The following is a 19,584-nucleotide window of genomic DNA, read 5'->3' as shown; positions in this document are numbered from 1 at the left end:
TCATGAAGCTTTTGCGATACGGCCCGGCGGGCCAGGAAAAACCCGGCATCCTGGATGCCCAGGGCGCGGTGCGGGACCTGTCCGGCGTGCTGCCTGACATCACCTCGCGGAATCTCTCGGCGCAGGGGCTGGACGCGCTGCGCCGGGTCGATCCGGCGTGCCTGCCGGTGGTGGCCCAGCCCGGCCGGATCGGCACGCCCTACGCCGATCCCGGCAAGTTCATCTGCATCGGCCTGAACTACAGCGACCACGCCGCCGAGACCGGCGCCGAGGTGCCTGCCGAGCCCATCCTGTTCAACAAGTGGTCGCGCGCCACGGGTCCCGACGACGCCATCGTGCTGCCCAAGGGTTCGGTCAAGACCGACTGGGAGGTCGAGCTGGGCGTGGTGATCGGCGCCAAGGCGCGCTATGTGCCGCTGGCGGACGCACTCAAGCACGTGGCCGGCTATTGCGTGATCAACGACGTGTCCGAACGCGAATACCAGATCGAGCGCGGCGGCACCTGGGACAAGGGCAAGGGTTGCGACACCTTCGGCCCGATCGGCCCCTGGCTGGTGACGCCGGACGAGATCGCCGATCCGCAGAACCTGGCCATGTGGCTGGAAGTGAACGGCAAGCGCTTCCAGAACGGCAGCACCCGGACCATGGTGTTCGGCGTGGCCTACCTTATCCACTACGTGAGCCAGTTCGTCACCCTGTATCCGGGCGACCTGATCTCCACCGGCACGCCACCGGGCGTGGGCCTGGGCCAGAAACCGCCGGTCTACCTGAAGGACGGCGACGTGGTGCGCCTGGGCATCGAGGGCCTGGGCGAGCAGACGCAGCGCGTCCACGCCTGGAACGCCGACCTGCTGGACTGATGTTCCACCGCCGCGGGCGCCAGGCGTCCGCGGCAAGACCCCACGGTTTCCTCTCCGTCCGGCGCGCAGCCGGCCCGATAGCCATGAACTACGCTTTCCAGTTCGACGCGGTGTTCGACGCCTGGCCCCTGCTGCTGGAGGGCACGCTGCACACCATTGCGCTTTCCATGGCGGCCATGGCCATCGGCCTGTGCATCGCGGTGCTGTGCGCCTGGGGCAAGCACGCCGGGCCGCGGCCGCTGGCGTGGCTGATCAATGCCTACATCGAAGTCATCCGCAACACGCCGTTCCTGATTCAGCTGTTCTTCTTCTATTTCGCCCTGCCCAGCATCGGCCTGCAATGGTCGGCATCGACGGCGGCGCTGGTCGCCATGTTCGTGAACCTGGGCGCGTTTTCGGCGGAGATCATCCGCGCCGGCATCGAGGCGATTCCCAAGGGGCAGATCGAGGCGGGCCTGGCGCTCAATCTCAAGCGCTACCAGGTCTTCATATACGTGGTGCTGAAGCCGGCGCTCAAGACCATATTCCCGGCCCTATCCAGCCAGTTCATCCTGCTGATGCTGACCTCCAGCGTGGTCTCGGCGATCTCGGCCGACGACCTGACCTCGGTGGCGGCCAGCATCCAGTCCAACACCTTCCGCAGCTTCGAGATCTACATCGTCGTCACGGCCATCTACTTTGCGCTGTCCATGGCGTTCATGGCGCTGTTCAAGCTCTGCTACCAGCGTTTCCTCTATTACCCGGGGCATCGGTAATGCGCGACTTCTCGGTTTCAGATGTCTGGCTGATCGTCGGCGCCGTGCGCTGGACGCTGGCGCTGTCGGTGATCGCCCTGATCGGCGGCAGCCTGGGCGGATTGCTGGTGGCGCTGTGCCGCAGCTCGGAAAACCGGACGCTGCGCGCGCTGGCGCGTGGCTTCATCCTGGTGTTCCAGGGCACGCCGCTGCTGCTGCAGCTGTTCCTGATCTTCTTCGGCCTGCCCATCGTCGGGCTGGAGATCAATCCCTGGATCGCGGCCGGCGCGGCCCTGGTGCTCAATACCAGCGCCTTCCTGGGCGACATCTGGCGGGGTTGCATCGAGGCGGTGGCGCATGGCCAGACCGAAGCCGCCAAGGCGCTGAACCTGGGCTACTTCCACCGCATGCGATACGTGGTGCTGCCGCAGGCCTTCCGCATCGCGGTGCCGCCCACGGTGGGCTTCATGGTGCAGATCATCAAGGGCACCTCGCTCACCGCCATCATCGGCTTTGCCGAACTGACCCGGACCGCGCAGGTGGTCAATAACGCGACATTCGCGCCGATGCAGGTCTTCGCGCTGGTTGCCGCCCTGTATTTCTGCTTGTGCTGGCCGCTGTCCAGATGGGCCACGCACCTGGAAGGACGCCTGAAGGTTTCAGGACGATAAGGGGCGCAGCGCGCCCGATAAACCCCATGGAGACTACCGTGCATCTCAACCGCCTCAAGAATCGCCTGCATCACGCCGTGTTCGCCCTGCTGGGCGCGGCCGCCATCGCTGCCGCGCCCGCGGCGCAGGCCGCCGACAATGCCCTGGCCGCCATCCAGAAGCGCGGCACCATCAAGGTCGGCATCGTGGTGGACTTTCCGCCCTATGGCTCCACCGACGCGAACAACCAGCCCGACGGCTATGACGCCGACGTGGCCAAGCTGCTGGCGCAGCAGCTGGGCGTGAAGCTGGAGCTGATCCCCGTGACCGGCCCCAACCGCATTCCCTTCCTGCTGACCGACAAGACCGACGTGCTGGTGGCATCGCTGGCCATCACGCCCGAGCGCGAGAAGCAGGTGCAGTTCTCGCGGCCGTACTCCGCCGCCAGCATGGTGCTGCTGGGCCCCAAGGCCGTGGCCATCAAGACACCCGAGGATTTCGTCAAGTACAAGATCGGCGTGCCGCGCGCCAGCACCACCGACCTGGGCGTCAGCAAGATCGCGCCCGCCGGCACCAATATCCGCCGCTTCGACGACGACGCCTCGGCCCTGCAGGCCATGATGGCCGGCCAGATCGACGCCGCCGGCACCTCGTCGGTCATCGCCGCCCAGGCGCAGAAGCGCGCGCCCGGCAAGTTCGAGATCAAGTACGTCATCAACGAGCAGCTGATGGGCATCACGATGCAGAAGGACCGCCCCGAACTGCTGGCGGCCATGAATGACTTCGTGGCGGCCAACACCGCCAACGGCAAGCTCGACCAGCTGTTCCAGAAGTGGCTGGGCACGCCGCTGCCCGCGTCGGTCAGCAAGCAGCCCTGAGCGCCCGGCCGCCGAGCCGTCTTCCGCATTCCCGAATCGAGCATGGTCCGCAATGAACAATGACAAGCACATCATCCAGTTCACGCAAGTCGAGAAATGGTACGGCGCGTTCAAGGTCCTGAACGACATCAACCTGTCGGTCAGGAAGGGCGAACGCATCGTGATCTGCGGGCCTTCCGGTTCGGGGAAATCCACCTTGATCCGCTGCATCAACGGCTTGGAGTCCATCCAGGGCGGCCGCATCGAGGTCGAGGGCATAGATCTGACCGGCGGCGCGCGCAACGTGGAGTCGGTGCGCCGCCACGTCGGCATGGTGTTCCAGCAGTTCAACCTGTTTCCCCACCTGACCATCCTGGAGAACTGCATCCTGTCGCCGATGCGCTCGCTCAAGCAGAGCCGGGAAGCGGCCGAGCAGATCGCCATGGACTACCTGCGCCGCGTGCGGATTCCGGACCAGGCGCACAAGTATCCCAGCCAGCTGTCAGGCGGCCAGCAGCAGCGCGTGGCGATCGCGCGGGCGCTGTGCATGAAGCCGGATATCATGCTGTTCGACGAGCCGACCTCGGCGCTGGATCCCGAGATGGTCAAGGAAGTGCTGGATACCATGATCGCGCTGGCTGGCGACGGCATGACGATGTTGTGCGTGACCCATGAAATGGGCTTTGCCCGCAGCGTCGCCGACCGGGTGATCTTCATGGCCCAGGGCGAGATCGTGGAGGAAGCGCCGCCGGGCGACTTCTTCACCAATCCCAGGAACGAAGTGACGCGCAACTTCCTGGGCCAGATCCTGAACCACTGAGGCCCGGCGCCGCGCGGCGGCGTCTCGCCCTATTGCGGTTATTGCGGCTTCAGCCGCGACGGCACTTCGCCCACGTCGCTGCACACCGCCAGCACTTCGGCGGGCTTTTTGCTCAGCGACAGGTAGACGTGGCCGATGCTGCTGTCGAAGTAGGCGGTCTCCAGCTTGCCGAGCACCACGCTGTCGCCGTTCTCGAACTGGATGCGGACCTTGCCCGACAGCACCACCGCGAATTCCTGGCCCGGGTGCCGGATGTAGTCCTCGAACTCGACCACCTCGCGCGCGTCGATCAGCGCCAGCATGGGCGTCATCTTCTTGCCGGGGTACTCGCCCATCAGCAGGCGGTAGTGGTAGTTCTCGGTGACGTAGTCGCGGGCGTCGCTGAGCTTGTTCTTGACGAAGGTGGGGGCGACGGCGGCCTGCGAGGCGTCCGGCAGCATGAACATGCGGGTCATGTCTATGCCCAGCGCGCGCGCCAGGGCGGCGAACTTCTCGTAGCTCAGGGCGATCTGCCCCAGCTCCGCCTTCGACAGCGTCGATACCGCGATGCCGCTGGCCTGGGACAGCGCCTGCAGCGTCATCTTGCGCGCCTTGCGCTCGGCCCGCAGGCGAGCGCCCATTTCTTCCTTGCCCACGATCTCGGGGGGGGATGTAGTGCCGGGTAGGGCCATGTAGCGGTCTGGCAGTTAGGGTTGGTTGGGGGCAGGGCCCGCAAGCCCCGCCGCGTATGCCGGATTGTACGGGTTGGCGGGCCTCAGGCCGCGGCCCGGTTGAGCACCCGGCCGGCGTGCTGGCCGGTGAAGGACTGGTCCTGCCAGACCGCCGCGCCGTTGACGTAGACCGAGTGGATGCCGGCGGCGCACTCGGTGGGACGCTCGAAGGTGGCCGAGTCGGCCACGGTGGCGGGGTCGAAGACCACCAGGTCGGCGTAGTAGCCGGGCTGCACCTGGCCGCGCTCGGCCAGGCCGAACTTGGCGGCGGTCAGGCCGGTCATCTTCCAGACCGCCGTTTCCAGCGGGAACAGTCCCAGGTCGCGTGAGTAGTGGCCCAGCACCCGGGGGAAGGTGCCCCACAGGCGCGGATGAGGGCGCTCGTCATGCGGCAGGCCGTCGGAGCCGATCATGGTGGGGCCGAAGGCCAGGATGCGCTGCACGTCAGGCTCGTCCATCATGAAGTAGATGGCGCCCGCCGGCTGCAATTCCGGCACCACGTCGTACTTCGATTTGCCGCGTTCGGCGGCGATTTCCTCCAGGTCGCGCCCGCTCAGTTCGGGAAAGGGCTTGCACCAGGTGATGAGGGTGCGGCCCGCCAGCAGCACGCGGTCCTGCTTCAGCATGGTGGAGCCGGCCACGTAGGGATAGGCGTCCAGCGACACGTCCTGCCTGGCCATGGCGGTCTCGATCAGGGCCAGCGTTTCCTTGGAGCGGCCAAAGTTGGGCTTGCCCATCACCTTGTGGTGCGAGATCACGACCGGCACGTCCAGCTCGCGGCCGATGCGGAAGGTCTCTTCCAGGGCGGCCACGATGTGCTCGCCTTCGTCGCGCATATGGGTGGCGTAGACCCCGCCGCGCGCGCCCAGCGGGCGGCAGACCTCGATGATCTCCTCGGTGCTGGCATGGGCGGCGGGCGGATAGAAGGCGCCGGTGGAGATGCCGATGGCGCCGCTGGCGAGCGCGTCGTCGGCCAGTGCCTGCATGGCCTGGATCTCCTCGTCCGTGGCCTCGCGCCGCAGGTCGGGCATGACGGCGGCGCGCAGGGTGGAATGGCCCACCATGCAGGCGGCGTTGACCGCGGGCGGCGCGGCGCGCAAGGCTTCCAGGTAGTCGGAGAAGCGCTCGAAGCGGAACGAGCCGCCTTCGTCCAGCAGGTCCAGCGGCGCGGGCGGGTTGGCGTGCGCCAGCGGCGCCAGGCTGATGCCGCAGTTGCCGGTCACCACGGTGGTGACGCCCTGCGAGATCTTGGGCGTCATGTCGCGGTGCTTGAGCAGGTAGTTGTCGTCGTGCGTGTGCGAGTCGATGAAGCCCGGGGCCACCACTTTGCCGGCGACGTCGATGCGGCGGCGGGCGCTGCTGGCGCTCAGGTCGCCGACCGCGGCGATGCGGTCGCCGCGCACGCCCACGTCGGCCAGCCGGCCCGGAGCATTGGTGCCGTCGATGACGGTGCCGCCTGCAAGTATGTAGTCGAACGGGGTGGCGTCGGTCTGGGACATGCGTATCTCCGGCTAAATGGGGGCTGCGAAATGGCAGGCGACTTGCTGGTCGGGGGCAATCTGGCGCGGCTGCGGCGTTTCCTCGGCGCAGCGCGGCTGCGCCATCGGGCAGCGGGTGCGGAAGGCACAGCCCGATGGCGGCGACAGCGGGCTGGGAATCTCGCCTTTCAGCACCTGCACCGGCGCGCGCTCGCCTTGGCGCGCGGACGGCACGGCGGCCAGCAGGGCGCGGGTATAGGGGTGGGCGGGACGTTCGTAGATGGCGTCGCGGGTGCCGGTCTCGACGATCTTGCCCAGGTACATCACGGCGACGCGGTGGCTGATGTGGCGCACCACGCTCAGGTCGTGCGAAATGAACACATAGGTCAGGCCCAGGTCGCGCTGCAGGTCCATCAGCAGGTTGATGACCTGCGCCTGCACCGACACATCCAGCGCGGATACCGGTTCGTCGCACACGATCAGGCCCGGGTCCAGCGCCAGCGCGCGCGCGATCACGATGCGCTGGCGCTGCCCGCCGGAGAACTCGTGGGGGTAGCGGTCGGCGGCGTCCGGGCGCAGGCTGACGCGGGCCAGCAGCTGCGCGACGCGGTCGCGGATGGCGGTGCGGCCGTGGCCGAAGGCGCGCAGCGGCTCGCCGATGATGTCGCGCACCCGCATGCGCGGGTTCATCGACGAGAACGGGTCCTGGAAAATGAACTGCATGCGCTGGCGCATGGCACGCAGCTCGCGGCTGTTCATGGCGGCCAGGTCGCGGCCTTCCAGCAGGATGCGGCCTTCGGTGGGATCGGTCAGGCGGATCAGGCATTTGCCCGTGGTGGACTTGCCGCAGCCGGATTCGCCCACCAGGCTCAGCGTCTGGCCGCGCGGCACCGACAGAGAGACGCCGTCGACGGCGCGCAGCACCTTGGCGGCGCCGCCGTTGTCCACGGGGTAGTGCTTCTTCAGGCCGATGACTTCCAGCAGGGGCGAGGCCTCGGCCGCGGGCGCGGAGGCGGCGCTGGAAAGGGGGATGTCGTGCAGGTTCATGGCGGCTCTCAGGCGGTCAGGGCGGCAGGCGCGGGCGCGGCCTCGCGGGCCCAGCACCAGACGCGGTGGCGGCTGCCGGCGTCGGCGGCGGGCGGGGCCTGTTCGGCGCAGCGCGGCTGCGCCTCCGGGCAGCGCGCGGCGAAGGCGCAGCCGCGCGATTCCGGCGTCATCACCGGCACGATGCCGGGCAGTTCGGCCAGGCGCGCGTCGTGGCCCTGGCCGGCGGCAAAGTCGGGCAGGGAACGGAGCAGGGCCTGTGTATAGGGATGCTGGGCGCGGTCCAGGATGTCGTCCACGCTGCCTTCCTCCACCTTGCGCCCGGCGTACATCACGATGACGCGCTGGCACATCTGCGCGACCACGCCCAGGTCGTGCGTGATCAGCACGATGGAGGTGCCCAGCCGCTGCTGGATTTCGCGCAGCAGATGCAGGATTTGCGCCTGGATGGTGACGTCGAGCGCGGTGGTGGGCTCGTCGGCGATCAGGACCTTGGGCTGGCAGGCCAGCGCCATGGCGATCATGGCGCGCTGGCGCATGCCGCCCGACAACTGGTAGGGATACTCGCGCACGCGCCGCGCCGGATCGGAGATCTGCACCAACTCCAGCAGCGACTCGGCCTGCGCCATGGCCTCGCGCCGCGACAGGCCCTGGTGCAGCATCAGCGATTCGCTGATCTGCCGGCCCACCGTGAACACGGGGTTGAGCGAGGTCATGGGTTCCTGGAAGATCATCGAGATCTGGTTGCCGCGGATCGCGCGCATGGCCTTCTCGGGCAGCGCCAGCAGGTCCTGGCCGTCGAACTCGATGCTGCCGCCGGCCACGCGTCCGGGGGCGCGCAGGAGGCGCATGATGGACAAGGACGTGACGCTCTTGCCGCAGCCGGATTCGCCCACCAGGCCCAGGGTTTCGCCGGGCATCAGGTCGAAGGACAGGCGGTCCACGGCGACTACCGTGGTCTCGTCGCCGTCGAAACAGGTGGTGAGGTCGCGCACGCGCAAGACGGGTTGGGTTTGCATGGGCGCTCCTACAGCTTTTTCGCCAGACGGGGATCGAGCATGTCGCGCAGCCCGTCGCCCACCAGGTTGACGGCCAGCACGGCCACGCCCAGGAACAGGCCCGGGTACAGGATGATATGGAAGGCCACGGCGACGAAGTTGCGGCCTTCGGCCATGATGTTGCCCCAGCTGGGGATGTGCGGCGGAATGCCCACGCCCAGAAAGCTCAGCACGGCCTCGGTCAGGATGGCGGAGGCCGCGATGAAGGTGGCCTGCACCATCAGCGGAGCGAACAGGTTGGGCAGGATGTGGCGCAGCAGTATCGCGGGCACGCGCGTGCCCGAGGAAATGGCGGCCTCGATATAGGGCTGCTCGCGTATCGTCAGCACCAGCGCGCGCACCAGCCGTACCACGCGCGGCACTTCGGGGATGACGATGGCGATGATCACGGTGCCCAGGCCGCCCTTCAAGGTGGCCATCAGGGCGATGGCCAGCAGCACGCCCGGAATGGCCATCAGGCCGTCCATGATGCGCATGATGAAGGCGTCGATGCGGCGGAAGTAGCCGGCCGCCATGCCCAGGGCCACGCCGGCCACGGTGGACACCAGCGCCACCACGATGCCGACCACCAGCGAGACGCGGGCGCCCCAGACGGTGCGCGAATAGACGTCGCGGCCCAGCGCATCGGTGCCGAAGAAGTGTTCCGACGAGGGCGGCTTCATGCGCGCCAGCGGATTGATGTCCTGCGGGTCGACGGTGGCCAGCCAGGGCGCGGCCAGGGCGATGGCGGCCAGCGCCAGCAGGATGGCGCCGCCGATGTAAAGCATGGGGTGGCGGCGCAGCGAGCGCAGGAGGCGGCGGTGGCGCGGCCGCCGCGCGGGCAGGGACAGGGTGGTGGTAGTCATGCGTCGCCCCGTTAGTAGCGGATGCGCGGATCGAAGAGCCGGTAGCTCAGATCGACCAGCAGGTTGATCAGTACATAGATGCCCGAGGCCACCAGCAGCACGCCCTGGATCACGGGATAGTCGTGGCGCAGCACGGCATCGATGGTCAGCCGGCCCAGGCCGGGGATGGCGAACACGGTTTCCGTGACGACCACGCCGCCGATCAGCAGGGCCACGCCCACGCCGATGGTGGTGACGATGGGGTTGGCGGCGTTCTTCAGCGCGTGCCAGACGATGGGGCCCGCCGCCAGGCCCTTGGCGCGGGCGGTGCGGATGTAGTCCTCGGACAGGGCTTCAAGCATGGTGGCGCGCGTCATGCGCGTCAGCAGCGCCATGTAGACCAGGCCCAGCGACAGGCAGGGCAGCACCAGGTGGCGCAGATAGGGCACCACGCCGTCGGCCAGCGGCTTGTAGCCCTGCACCGGCAGCCAGCCCAGCTTGATGGAAAAGCCGTAGACCAGGCTGTAGCCGATCAGGAACACCGGCACCGAGAAGGCGCAGACCGCGCCTATCATGACCAGCCGGTCCAGCCAGCGCCCGGCGTTCCAGGCCGCCAGCACGCCCAGCGGAATCGCCGCGATCACGGCGAACAGCATGGTGAAGAGGGCGATGGACAGCGTCGGCCCCATGCGCTGGCCGATCAGCTGCGAGACCGGCATCTGCGTCGACATCGACGTGCCCAGGTCGCCCGTGGCGATGTGGCTGACCCAGATGCCGAACTGCTGCAGCAGCGGCTTGTCCAGGCCCAGGTTCTGGCGGATTTTCTCCACGTCGTCGGCGGTGGCGTTGTCGCCCGCGATCACGGCCGCCGGATCGCCCGGCGACAGATGGATCAGCAGGAACACCACGACCGCGACCACGGCCATGACGGGTATGACGGCCGCGATGCGGCGCAGTATGTATTTCACGCTGGATTCCCCCTGGCTGGCGGCCGGGCGCGCGCGGCGCCCGGCGCCTGCCTTACGGCTTCTCGATGTTCCACATCACCGGGATGCCGGTCTTCAGCAGTTCGGTGTGCGTCAGGCCGCGGAACGCGGACACGGGCTTGAATTCGCCCCACATGACGTACGGCACGGTCTGGTAGGCGCGGGCCTGCATCTGCGCGGCGATCTCCTTGCGCTTGGCCGCGTCGGTCTCGCGGATCCAGCTGGTGCGCAGCGCGTCCAGTTCCTTGTCGCAGGGCCAGCCCGGCAGGCTGTTGCCGCAGGCCGCGGACATCCAGGGGTTGGTCACCGGCGTGCTGGCGTCGTAGTAGCCGCCCCAGGTCAGGAACACGTTCCATCCGCCTTGCGCGGGCGGATCCTTCTTCAGGCGGCGTCCGGCCAGCGAAGCCCAGTCCATGGATTGCAGGTCGACGTTGATGCCGGCCTTCTTCATGTTCTGCGCCAGCACCATGACGGCGGGCGCGCTCAGGTGGTCCGTGGGGTACAGGACCACGACCTTTTCGCCCTTGTAGCCGGCTTCCTGCAGCAGCTGCTTGGCGCGCGCCGTGTCGGTCTTGGCGTAGGGCGCCGCGCCCGCGTCGCTGGCCAGCGGCGAGCCGCAGACGAACAGGCTGGGGCAATAGTCGACCCGGTACTTGTCCGGGTAGCCCATGGCCGACAGCATTTCCTTCTGGTTCACCAGGTGGTACAGCGCCTGGCGCGCCAGCTGGTTGTCGAAGGGCGGATGCAGCGAGTTGAGAATGACCATGCCCTGCGAGGCGACGGACGTGCTCAGGGTGATGTCCTTGTTGCTTTCCAGCACGGGCAGGAAGTCGGGCGTGGTCTGTTCGATCATGTCGACCTCGCCGTTCATCAGCGCGGCGGTGGACGTGTTGCCGTCGGGGATGTAGACCCATTCGACCCGGTCGACCTTGACGTTCTTGCCACCCGCCAGGCCGTCGGCCGGTTCTGCGCGGGGCACGTAGGCCGGGTTCTTCACGTAGACGACCTTGTTGCCCGGCACCCATTCGTCGCGCTTGAACAGGAAGGGGCCCGAGCCGACCATTTCGGTGACCTGGGTGTTCGGGTCCGTCATGGCCAGGCGCTTGGGCATGATGAAGGGCGGCATGCCGGACGGCTTGGACAGGGCGTCCAGCACCAGGCCGAAAGGCTCCTTGAACGTCAGCGTGAAGGTGTTGTCGCCGGTGGCGGCGAGTTCGGCGCCGGCGGCCATCATGGCCTGGCCCAGCGTGTCCTTCTTGGCCCAGCGCTGGATCGACGCGACGCAGTCCTCGGCCTTGACCGGGGTGCCGTCATTGAACTTCAGGCCGGGACGCAGCGTGAAGCTCCAGCTCTTGCCGTCTTCGGACGTGGTCCAGCTGTCCACCATCTGCGGCTTGGGCTGGCCCTTGCTGTCCTGCGAGAACAAGGTGTCGAACACCATGTAGCCATGGTTGCGCGTGATGTAGGCCGTGTTGAACAGCGGATCCAGCGTCTTGAGGTCCGCATGCGGCACCAGGCGCAGGGTCTTGGTCTGCGCCAGCGCGCCGGTGGCGGCCCCCATGGCCAGCAGGGCGGCTGCGCCCAGCAAACTGAAACGTCTGATCATTGTTATCCCCTTCGTTATTCCCACGCCCGGGTCGGGCGGCAATCGTTGAGCCTCAGGCCTTGAACGGCCACTTCGGCAATTTGCGCTTGGTGTACGGCAGCGCGTTGTAGTCGGTCGTGATGGCGCCCGGCGTTTCCACGTAGATGACGTGGCGGCCGACCTGCGAATACGAGGCGTAGAAGTGCTGCGACGATTTCACGATGATGAGCTTCATGGCATGCAGGTCGACGCCGAACTGCGTGAACAGGTCGGTGCCCATGGCCTGGGTGCGGTTGGTGGTCAGGGCGATGGTCACGCCCTGGCTGCGCACGATGGCCACGTCGCCCAGCAGCGCGGGTGTGCCCGCCAGTCCGGTCATGATGGCGTCGCGCTTGAGCGCCACGATCTCGCAGTCCAGGTCCAGCGGCCGGCCCGACACCGGCGCCACCTTGCCGCCGATGCGCAGCTGGATGCGGGCGCCTTCGCCCGCCTCGAAACAAAGCTGCACGGCCACCGGATCCCAGAACGGGCCGGTCGCGACGTCGGTGATGCCGCGCGCCAGCACGCGCTCGAGGATGAAGGTGGCGTCGCTGGGCGCACCGCCGCCCGCGTTGTCGGCGGAATCCGCCAGCACCACGGGGAAGTCGTTCAGCGCCAGCGCCTGGTCCAGCGCCTCGTCGGCGCCGGGGTAGGGCGGCGCCAGCTGGTCGCGGAAACCGATGATTTCTTCGCCCAGCGCGCGCGCCAGGGCTTCGGCCTGGGCCTGGTCTCCGTCGGTGTAGACCAGCACCTTGGAACCCATGTCGGGCGTGTCGCCCCAGGGAAAGCCGTGGGCGATGGACACGGACAGCACGCCTTCCTTGCCTTCCAGGGCGAGCAGGCGGTCGACGAAGCTGCGCATGGGCTCGCGGCTGGTGTGCATGATGGAGATCATTTCGCAGTCGTACACGGCGCGCGCGGGTTTGATGCGGCCTTCGGCGCGCGCCACGCACAGATCCACCAGGTCGTAGGCGCGCTCCAGGATGTCGGTATGCGGATATTCCTTGAAGCACACCAGGAAGTCGGCGTTCTGCACCATGGCGTCCGTCATGTGGCAGTGCGGGTCCAGTTCGGCGCCGATCACGGCGTCGGGGCCGACGATCTCGCGCGCGCGGCGCAGCAGGTCGCCTTCGCAATCGTCATAGCCGTCGGCCACCATGGCGCCATGCAGGCCGAACAGGGCGATGTCGACGCGGCCGGCGCGCTTCAGGTCCGCCAGCAGTTCGTCGCGCAGGGTTTCGTAGGCATGGCGGGTGGTGATGCCGGCCGGCGTGGCGCCGGCGGTCAGGCCCTCGACCAGCGTCCAGTCCTTGCCCTGTGCGCGCTGGCGCGCGGCCCACAGCGGGCCGGAGAACATCTGCATGCGGTCCGGATGCTGGCCGGCGGGATAGTAGCCGCGGGCCCGGTAGGCGGACAGCCCGGTCGGAATGGGAGAAAAGGTGTTCGTCTCGGTCGCCAGGGACCCGGAAAATATCTTCATGCTGCCGCTCCGCGTAGGGATGTGCACAGGAGGGCGCAGGCGTTGCCGCGAGCGCGTGGGAAAGTCCGCACCGCCCGGCTCCGGCCAGGCGGTGGCTAGCAATCAAATCGGCCCGCGCCGCGGGCTCAGGCTTCGGACACGGGGCCCGGCATGAAGCCGCCGCGGCCCACGGCCGCGCCCAGCCAGGCCTGCACTTCGATCTCGACGTCCACGCCCATGGCCAGTTTGGCCTCGACCGTCGAGCGCGAGGGGAAATCGGACGAGAAATGGCTGCGGTAGGCGTCGTTGAACTGGGCGAACAGCTCCAGGTCCGACAGCCACACCGTCACGCGCACCACGTCCTTGAGCGTGGCGCCCGCCAGGGCCAGGGTCTCCTTGATGCGCTCGATGGCGGCATGGGTCTGGGCGGTGATGTCGCCGCGCACGACCTGGCCGTTGGCGTCCATAGGGATCTGTCCCGACAGGAACAGGAAGCCGCCGGCCTGGGTGGCGCGGGAGAACGGCAGGGGCAGCGTGCTGGGGTAGCGGGCGATGGAGGTCATGGTGTGGGCTCTCTCAGGCTAAGGGGAGGTCAGCGCAGGCGCGCGGGACGCACGGCTTCGGCATCCACGCCGTGCGCATGCAGATGGGCGGGCAGCGGCTGGCGAGTCAGCAGCGCGGCGGCCAGCTCGGAAGTCGCCGCGGCCGTCTGGATACCATAGCCGCCCTGCGCCGCCAGCCAGAAGAAGGCGGGCGCGTCGGCATCCCAGCCAACCACGAAATCGCCGTCGCGCACGAAGGAGCGCAGGCCGGCCCAGGTGTGCTTGGGGCGGCGGATGGTCAGCGAGGTCGCGGTTTCGATGCGGTAGATGCCGGTGGCCACGTCCAGTTCTTCCGGCACCACGTCGTGGGCCGCGACCGGATCGGCGTTGGCCGGCGATCCCAGCAATTGGCCTGCATCGGGCTTGAAGTAATAGCTCTCGTCGACGCCGACCACCGCCGGCCAATGGGAAAAGTCCACGTCCTGCGGACCGGAAAAGGTGAAGGCGGTGCGGCGGCACGGCTGCAGGCCGACCGGCGAGGCGCCGCACAGCGCGGCCGTGTGGTCCGCCCAGGCGCCGGCGGCGTTGACCAGCGCGCGCGCCCGCAGGCTGCGGCCGTCGGCCAGCGTCAGCGTCCAGGCGCCATCGGCATGGGCGGCCGACACGACTTCGGCATTGTTGTGCAGCACCGCGCCCTGGCGGACCATGCCGCGCAGAAAGCCCTGGTGCAGCGCGTGCACGTCGATGTCGCGCGCGTCCGGTTCTTCGATGGCGCCGCAGATCTGGTCGCCCCGCAGGCAGGGCACGCGCTCGACCGCTTGTTCGGCGTCGATCAGCGCCACGTTGGGCGACTGGCTGCGGAAGTCGTCGTACACCTCTTGCAGCAGGTCCCGCTGTTCCGGCGTGGCGATGTACAGCACGCCGCGCGGGCTGAGCAGCGGGTGTTCGCTGAAACCTTGCGGCGGATTCTCGTAGAAGGCGCGGCTGGCGCGGGTGAGCGCCTTGATCTGGGCCGTGCCGTAGGTTTCCATGAACATGGCCGCGGAGCGGCCGGTGGAGTGGTAGCCCGGCTGGGCCTCGCGTTCCAACACGGCGACCGAGGCCGAGGCGCTCAGGCGGTAGGCCACGGAAGCGCCGGCGATGCCGGCGCCGATCACGGCGTAATCGAATAGGGGTTCTGCTGTCATTTTGTCGGAAGCGAGAATTCTCTTATTTGATAATTCTCGAATACGATAGTTTTTTGACGGCAGCCAGGTAATAGGGGAAACCCCGGATGGTGATTTAAGGCTTCAGGTCAGCCGCGTGCCGTTGGGCACCTCGGCGTCCGGCACGCCCAGCACGATGCCGCCGGCCTCGTCGGCGAAACCCAGCACCAGGACCTCGGATTTCACTGGCCCGATCTGGCGCGGCGGAAAATTCACCACCGCCATGACGCGCTTGCCGGCCAGGTCCTCCAGCGTATAGCGCGCGGTGATCTGCGCCGAACTCTTCCTGATGCCCACGCCGGGACCGAAATCTATCGTCAGTTTGTAGGCGGGCTTGCGCGCCTCGGGAAAGGCCTCGGCGGATTGGATCGTGCCGATGCGGATATCGACCTTGAGGAAATCGTCGAAGCCGATGTCGGCGGCGGGCGGGGAGTTCGGATCTTGCGTGAAGTGCATATGGGTTCCTTGAATTGGCGCGGTCCGTGTCTTACCAGGAGCTGATTTGCTTCATGGGCAGAACAGTTTGTTCCGATTGCCACCACGCTTTTTTGGCTTGTGTACGTATTCGGGACAATTGCCGCTCGTTAGAATTCCTCATGCATTTTCCCCTATCTACTCGTCGGAAGGCCATATCGTCATGAGCAACGCTTATCTGGAGGCGCTCAAGCAGCGCCGCACGCAATACTCGCTGGGCCGCAACCTGTCGATCTCCAAGGAGGATCTGGCCTCCCTGATCCAGGAAGCGATCAAGCACAGCCCCTCGTCGTTCAACTCGCAGAGCTCGCGCGCGGTGATCCTGTTCGGCGCCGAAAGCGAAAAGCTGTGGAACATCGCCATCGAGGAAGTGCGCAAGGTCGCGCCGGCCGAAGGCTTCGACAAGACCGAAGCCAAGCTCAAGAGCTTCGCCGCCGGCGTGGGCACCGTGCTGTTCTACGAAGACCAGGACGTGGTGCGCGGCCTGCAGGAAAAATTCGCGCTGTACGCGGACAACTTCCCTGTCTGGTCCGAGCAGTCGGGCGGCATGGCCCAGCTGTCCACCTGGAGCGCCCTGGCCAGCGCCGGCGTGGGCGCCAGCCTGCAGCACTACAACCCGCTGATCGACGCCGCCGTGGCGCGTGAGTGGAACGTTCCGGCCTACTGGAAGCTGCGCGCGCAGATGCCTTTCGGTTCCAACGAGAACGGCTTTGGCGCCAAGGCCTTCATGGACGACGCCGAGCGCTTCCGCGTGGTGGGTTGAGCGGTCGGGCGCCTTGGGCGCCCCTGTATCGCTCCCGCATCGCCGAGCCCGCATTGCCTTCAAGGGAATGCGGGCTTTTGTTTGCCCGAGGGGCTCAGGACAGCTTCATGACCTCGCCCGTGGCGCGCGGATCGCGCGCTGTCCAGCGGCCGGCCTCGACCGTGGATATGAAGTCCAGCACGGCGCGGTTGAAGGTTTCGGGCTCTTCCAGGTTCAAGGTATGGCCGGTCTTGGGCAATACCAGCAAGCCGCTGCAGGGCAACGTGCGCTTGAGGAACAGCGCCGGCTCCAGGGCATGGTCATCCTCGTCGCCGGCGATGATCAGCGTCGGCACCGCCAGCTTGGCCAGCGGACCGGCCAGCGTGTCCAGCGCGGGACGTCCGGCCTGCACGCCGCGCAGGGTCAGGGCGGCGCCGGTGGCGTCGTGGCGGGCGAGGGCCTCGGCAAACGCCTGCCAGCCGCGCGGATCCTTGTTCTGGTACTGGACGCGGGCGGCTCCTGCCGCGTAGACCGGTCCATAGCCTGCGCTGCCCTGCGCCTCGAAGCGTTCGGCCGCCTGTAGCGAGGCGTCGCGGAAGGCGGCGTGGCCCGAGGCTAGGGCGCCGTATCCTGCGCCGGCGATCGTGAGCGACAGGGCGCGTTCCGGGTGCGCCAGGCCGAAATGCAGCGCGGCAAAGCCGCCCATGGACAGTCCGACGACATGGGCGCTGTCGACGCCGGCGGCGTCCAGCGCCGAGACGATGTCGCGGACCGCGTTTTCCTGGGAATAGGCGGCCGGGTCGCGCGGCACGTCTGATGGCGGATAGCCGCGGGCGGCGTATGCGATGCAGCGGTGGCGGCGGGCGAAGGCCCGCAGCTGGGGTTCCCAGCTGAGATGGTCGCCAGCGAATTCATGGACGAAGACGACGGGAGATCCCTGTCCGGCTTCTTCCATGTGGAGGCGGTAACCGTCGTGGGTGAGGGCAGTGCGCATGGCGGCTAGCGTCCGGAAACTGGGGGCGGGCGGCGGAGCTTGAACCAGTCGGCGATCTGGCCTCCGGTCATGAAGTCCACCTTGGGGTGGCGCATCAGCAGATCCAGCATTTCCTCGAAATAGCCATGGCGGTGCGGCACGCCCATCAGATGGGGGTGCAGGCCCAGCGCCAGCACGCGGGGCTGGTTCTCGCATTCGCGTTCGAACAGTTCCAGGGTCCGCGTCAGCCGCAGCAGGAACTCCGGAGAGGAGTGCTTTTCGATGGCGTAGATGACCGAGTCGTTGAGCTCGAGGTTGTAGGGCATCTGGATCAACGTGCCGCGCTTGACGCGCATCCAGTTGGGCAGATCGTCCAGTACCCAATCGCACACGTACTCGACGCCGGCGTCGGCCAGCAGGTCCGGCGTGTCGGGCGTTTCACGCAGGCCGGGGCTGAGCCAGCCCCGCGGGCGGCTGCCGGTGAAGGCGCGCAGCTTATCTAGGCAGGACTCGATGAGCGCGGCTTCGCCGTCGGCCTGGTTCAGCGACTTCTGGTGCATGCCGTGGCCGATGAATTCCCAGCCCGCGGCGAGCATGGCTTCGGCCGCGCGCGGGTAGGCGTCGATCACGCTGGCGTTGCAGCTGGTGGACGCGGGCAGGCCGCGCGCCTGGATGGCCGCGAGCATGCGCGGCAATCCGGCGCGCATGCCGTATTCCGCCCAACTGAAATTGGGTACGTCAGGCACGGTTTCGCGGCCGTGGGGCGGGGTGATGATGGTGCGCGGCATGGGCTGGTCGAAGGGCCAGTGCTCGACGTTGATGACCAGGTGCACCATGATCCTGCCTTGCCCCGGTTCGGCCAGGTCGGACGGGTCGGCGGAAAACGCGTGGGGGATACGGGGAGTCGCCATGATGGATCCGTGGGGTCAGTGCCGCATTTGCTTGAGGATTTCGCGCTTGAGTCCGTTGAACGCCTCGCCGGTGATCAAGTCCAGCGAGCGCGGGCGTTCGATGGGCACGGTGATGCGGGTGGCGATGCGCCCCGGGCGCGCCGACATGACGTAGATCGTGTCGGCCAGCAGGATGGCCTCGTCGATGTCGTGGGTGACGAAGACCACCGTGGTGCGCAGCTTCTGCCACACGGACAGCAGCAATTCCTGCATGGTGAGCCGCGTCTGCGCGTCCAGCGCGCCGAAAGGCTCGTCCATCAGCAGCACCTTGGATCCCAGGGTGAGCACGCGCGCGATGCCCACGCGCTGGCGCATGCCGCCCGAGAGCTGGATGGGCAGATGGCGCGTGAACGCCGACAGGCCGGTGATGCGCAGCATCTCTTCGGCGCGCCCGGCGTATTCGGCCTTGGGCAGTCCGGCGATCTTGGGGCCGAACACCACGTTTTCCCAGACGTTCAGCCAGGGGAACAGCGCCGCTTCCTGGAATACCACGCCGCGTTCCGGACCCGGGCGCGACACGGGCTTGTGATCGACGGCCAGGGCGCCCGAAGAGGGCGATTCAAAGCCGGCGATCAGGTTCAGCAGCGTGGACTTGCCGCAGCCGGAGGGCCCGAGCAAGGCCACGAACTCGCCCGCGGGGACGTGCAGGTCGATGTTGTCCAGCGCAAGCACCGGGGTCGTTCCCGGATAGGTCTTGCTCAGGTTCGAGACGGAAATGTCAGACATGGCACCCTCAATGGTTCTGCAGCATGCGCCAGACCAGCACCCGGCGTTCGATGATGACGATCAGGCGGTCGCTGAGAAAGCCCATCAGCCCGATGGAAACCATGTCCGCCAGCACGATGTCCATGCGGCCGACGTAGTAGGCGTCCCATAGCACATAGCCCAGGCCCGATTTCACGGCCACCATTTCAGAGACGATCACTGCCGTCCAGGATATGCCCAGCCCGATGCGCAGCCCGGTGAAGATGGCCGGCATAGCCGCGGGCAGGACGACCCTGCGCAGCAGCTGGCTCGACGAGGCGCCCATCATGCTGGCCGCGCGCACCAGGTTGCGGTCGACGTCGCGGGCGCCTTGCGTGGTGTTGACGACGATGGCGTAGAAGCCGCCCAGGAAGATCAGGAAGATCGAGCCCATGTCGCGTATGCCGAACAGGGCGATGGAGAAAGGCAGCCAGGCCGTGATGGGGATCGGCCGCAATCCCTGTATCAGCGGGTCCAGCGTTTGAGAGGCCAGGCGGCTCCAGCCTATGGTCAGGCCCAGCGGTATGCCCAGCAGCATGGCCAGCGCAAAGCCCTGCAGCACGCGCATGGCCGAGTACTGCACGTTGCCCGCCCAGGTGCCCTGGTAGGGGTTCAGGCCCATGCCCGGGGAGCCGAAGATCCAGGCGTACCAGGCGCGGGCCACCTGGACCGGCGTGGGGACCACGCCGGCCATGTCGGGCGACTGCCCCGCGAGTTGCCAGATGATCAGGATGAGGGCTGGCACGGCCAGGGCCAGCCCGGCCCGGCCGATCGCGCGGCGGGAGCGGCGGATCGGCGTTGCGTATTTCAGTGTTGAAGCGTTCACCTGCGTCTCCCTGGCCGGCGGCAG

At 67.6% G+C, this 19,584-nt stretch carries 21 protein-coding genes; 6 read left to right on the top strand and 15 right to left on the bottom strand.

Annotation, left to right across the window (positions count from 1 at the left end; all coding sequences use genetic code 11):
• Positions 1–2: 2 nt before the first annotated feature.
• From HWY37_RS11475 to HWY37_RS11455, 5 genes are all read left to right on the top strand, one after another.
• Positions 3–860, top strand: coding sequence for a fumarylacetoacetate hydrolase family protein (locus tag HWY37_RS11475; RefSeq protein ID WP_176088664.1), 858 nt, complete (start codon positions 3–5; stop codon positions 858–860).
• 83 nt (positions 861–943) lie between these two features.
• A complete protein-coding gene (locus tag HWY37_RS11470) occupies positions 944–1,615 on the top strand; it encodes an amino acid ABC transporter permease (protein WP_175204987.1) in 672 nt (223 codons plus the stop codon).
• Complete coding sequence (locus tag HWY37_RS11465) at positions 1,615–2,265, top strand: amino acid ABC transporter permease (protein WP_175204986.1); 651 nt, start codon at positions 1,615–1,617, stop codon at positions 2,263–2,265. Before HWY37_RS11470 ends, HWY37_RS11465 begins: the two co-directional genes overlap by 1 nt.
• A gap of 26 nt (positions 2,266–2,291) precedes the next feature.
• Positions 2,292–3,122 (top strand): transporter substrate-binding domain-containing protein, encoded by an 831-nt coding sequence (locus HWY37_RS11460; RefSeq protein WP_176088663.1) that lies wholly within the window; start codon positions 2,292–2,294, stop codon positions 3,120–3,122.
• 52 nt (positions 3,123–3,174) lie between these two features.
• Positions 3,175–3,921, top strand: coding sequence for an amino acid ABC transporter ATP-binding protein (locus HWY37_RS11455; RefSeq protein WP_175204984.1), 747 nt, complete (start codon positions 3,175–3,177; stop codon positions 3,919–3,921).
• 38 nt (positions 3,922–3,959) lie between these two features.
• Here the strand turns inward: HWY37_RS11455 and HWY37_RS11450 are convergent, their stop codons facing one another.
• The 11 genes from HWY37_RS11450 to HWY37_RS11400 all read right to left on the bottom strand — a co-directional run bounded on the left by HWY37_RS11450 (position 3,960) and on the right by HWY37_RS11400 (position 15,307).
• Positions 3,960–4,592, bottom strand: a complete 633-nt coding sequence (locus HWY37_RS11450) for a helix-turn-helix domain-containing protein (RefSeq protein WP_175204983.1) — start codon at positions 4,590–4,592, stop codon at positions 3,960–3,962.
• Between the two features lie 83 nt (positions 4,593–4,675).
• Positions 4,676–6,130: an N-acyl-D-amino-acid deacylase family protein gene (locus tag HWY37_RS11445; RefSeq protein ID WP_176088661.1), complete on the bottom strand. Its 1,455-nt coding sequence runs from the start codon at positions 6,128–6,130 to the stop codon at positions 4,676–4,678.
• Positions 6,131–6,142: 12 nt separating this feature from the next.
• Entirely contained in the window at positions 6,143–7,156 is a 1,014-nt protein-coding gene (locus HWY37_RS11440) for an ABC transporter ATP-binding protein (RefSeq protein ID WP_246302263.1), read from the bottom strand.
• 8 nt (positions 7,157–7,164) lie between these two features.
• Entirely contained in the window at positions 7,165–8,172 is a 1,008-nt protein-coding gene (locus HWY37_RS11435; RefSeq protein WP_176088660.1) for an ABC transporter ATP-binding protein, read from the bottom strand.
• An 8-nt stretch (positions 8,173–8,180) separates the two neighbouring features.
• Complete coding sequence (locus HWY37_RS11430; RefSeq protein ID WP_176088659.1) at positions 8,181–9,056, bottom strand: ABC transporter permease; 876 nt, start codon at positions 9,054–9,056, stop codon at positions 8,181–8,183.
• Between the two features lie 11 nt (positions 9,057–9,067).
• On the bottom strand, positions 9,068–10,003 hold the full coding sequence (locus tag HWY37_RS11425) for an ABC transporter permease (RefSeq protein WP_175209207.1): 936 nt from the start codon (positions 10,001–10,003) through the stop codon (positions 9,068–9,070).
• Positions 10,004–10,055: 52 nt separating this feature from the next.
• Positions 10,056–11,627: an ABC transporter substrate-binding protein gene (locus HWY37_RS11420; protein ID WP_175209206.1), complete on the bottom strand. Its 1,572-nt coding sequence runs from the start codon at positions 11,625–11,627 to the stop codon at positions 10,056–10,058.
• 52 nt (positions 11,628–11,679) lie between these two features.
• Positions 11,680–13,125 carry a M81 family metallopeptidase gene (locus HWY37_RS11415; RefSeq protein WP_176088658.1) on the bottom strand — a complete coding sequence of 482 codons (1,446 nt, stop codon included), beginning with the start codon at positions 13,123–13,125 and terminating at the stop codon, positions 11,680–11,682.
• Between the two features lie 125 nt (positions 13,126–13,250).
• Positions 13,251–13,667: a RidA family protein gene (locus tag HWY37_RS11410; RefSeq protein WP_175209204.1), complete on the bottom strand. Its 417-nt coding sequence runs from the start codon at positions 13,665–13,667 to the stop codon at positions 13,251–13,253.
• A gap of 29 nt (positions 13,668–13,696) precedes the next feature.
• A complete protein-coding gene (locus tag HWY37_RS11405) occupies positions 13,697–14,833 on the bottom strand; it encodes an NAD(P)/FAD-dependent oxidoreductase (RefSeq protein ID WP_176088657.1) in 1,137 nt (378 codons plus the stop codon).
• Positions 14,834–14,935: 102 nt separating this feature from the next.
• Positions 14,936–15,307 (bottom strand): tRNA-binding protein, encoded by a 372-nt coding sequence (locus tag HWY37_RS11400; RefSeq protein WP_176088656.1) that lies wholly within the window; start codon positions 15,305–15,307, stop codon positions 14,936–14,938.
• A gap of 181 nt (positions 15,308–15,488) precedes the next feature.
• On the opposite strand from HWY37_RS11400, the gene HWY37_RS11395 reads away from it, so the two are divergent.
• Positions 15,489–16,088, top strand: a complete 600-nt coding sequence (locus tag HWY37_RS11395; RefSeq protein ID WP_175209201.1) for a nitroreductase family protein — start codon at positions 15,489–15,491, stop codon at positions 16,086–16,088.
• Between the two features lie 94 nt (positions 16,089–16,182).
• Here the strand turns inward: HWY37_RS11395 and HWY37_RS11390 are convergent, their stop codons facing one another.
• Genes HWY37_RS11390 through HWY37_RS11375 form a run of 4 tightly spaced genes read right to left on the bottom strand, consistent with a single transcriptional unit; the run spans position 16,183 to position 19,560 of the window.
• A complete protein-coding gene (locus tag HWY37_RS11390) occupies positions 16,183–17,061 on the bottom strand; it encodes an alpha/beta fold hydrolase (RefSeq protein ID WP_175209200.1) in 879 nt (292 codons plus the stop codon).
• Between the two features lie 5 nt (positions 17,062–17,066).
• Entirely contained in the window at positions 17,067–17,951 is an 885-nt protein-coding gene (locus HWY37_RS11385; protein WP_175209199.1) for a polysaccharide deacetylase family protein, read from the bottom strand.
• A gap of 15 nt (positions 17,952–17,966) precedes the next feature.
• The gene (locus HWY37_RS11380) at positions 17,967–18,716 is read right to left on the bottom strand and encodes an ABC transporter ATP-binding protein (RefSeq protein ID WP_175209198.1); all 750 of its coding nucleotides are present in this window, start codon (positions 18,714–18,716) and stop codon (positions 17,967–17,969) included.
• A 7-nt stretch (positions 18,717–18,723) separates the two neighbouring features.
• A complete protein-coding gene (locus HWY37_RS11375; RefSeq protein ID WP_175209197.1) occupies positions 18,724–19,560 on the bottom strand; it encodes an ABC transporter permease in 837 nt (278 codons plus the stop codon).
• Positions 19,561–19,584 lie beyond the last annotated feature (24 nt).

The sequence above is a fragment of the Achromobacter anxifer genome, assembly GCF_903652925.1.
In the GTDB taxonomy this organism is placed as follows: domain Bacteria; phylum Pseudomonadota; class Gammaproteobacteria; order Burkholderiales; family Burkholderiaceae_B; genus Achromobacter; species Achromobacter anxifer.
This window is presented reverse-complemented; position numbering and strand designations above follow the sequence as displayed.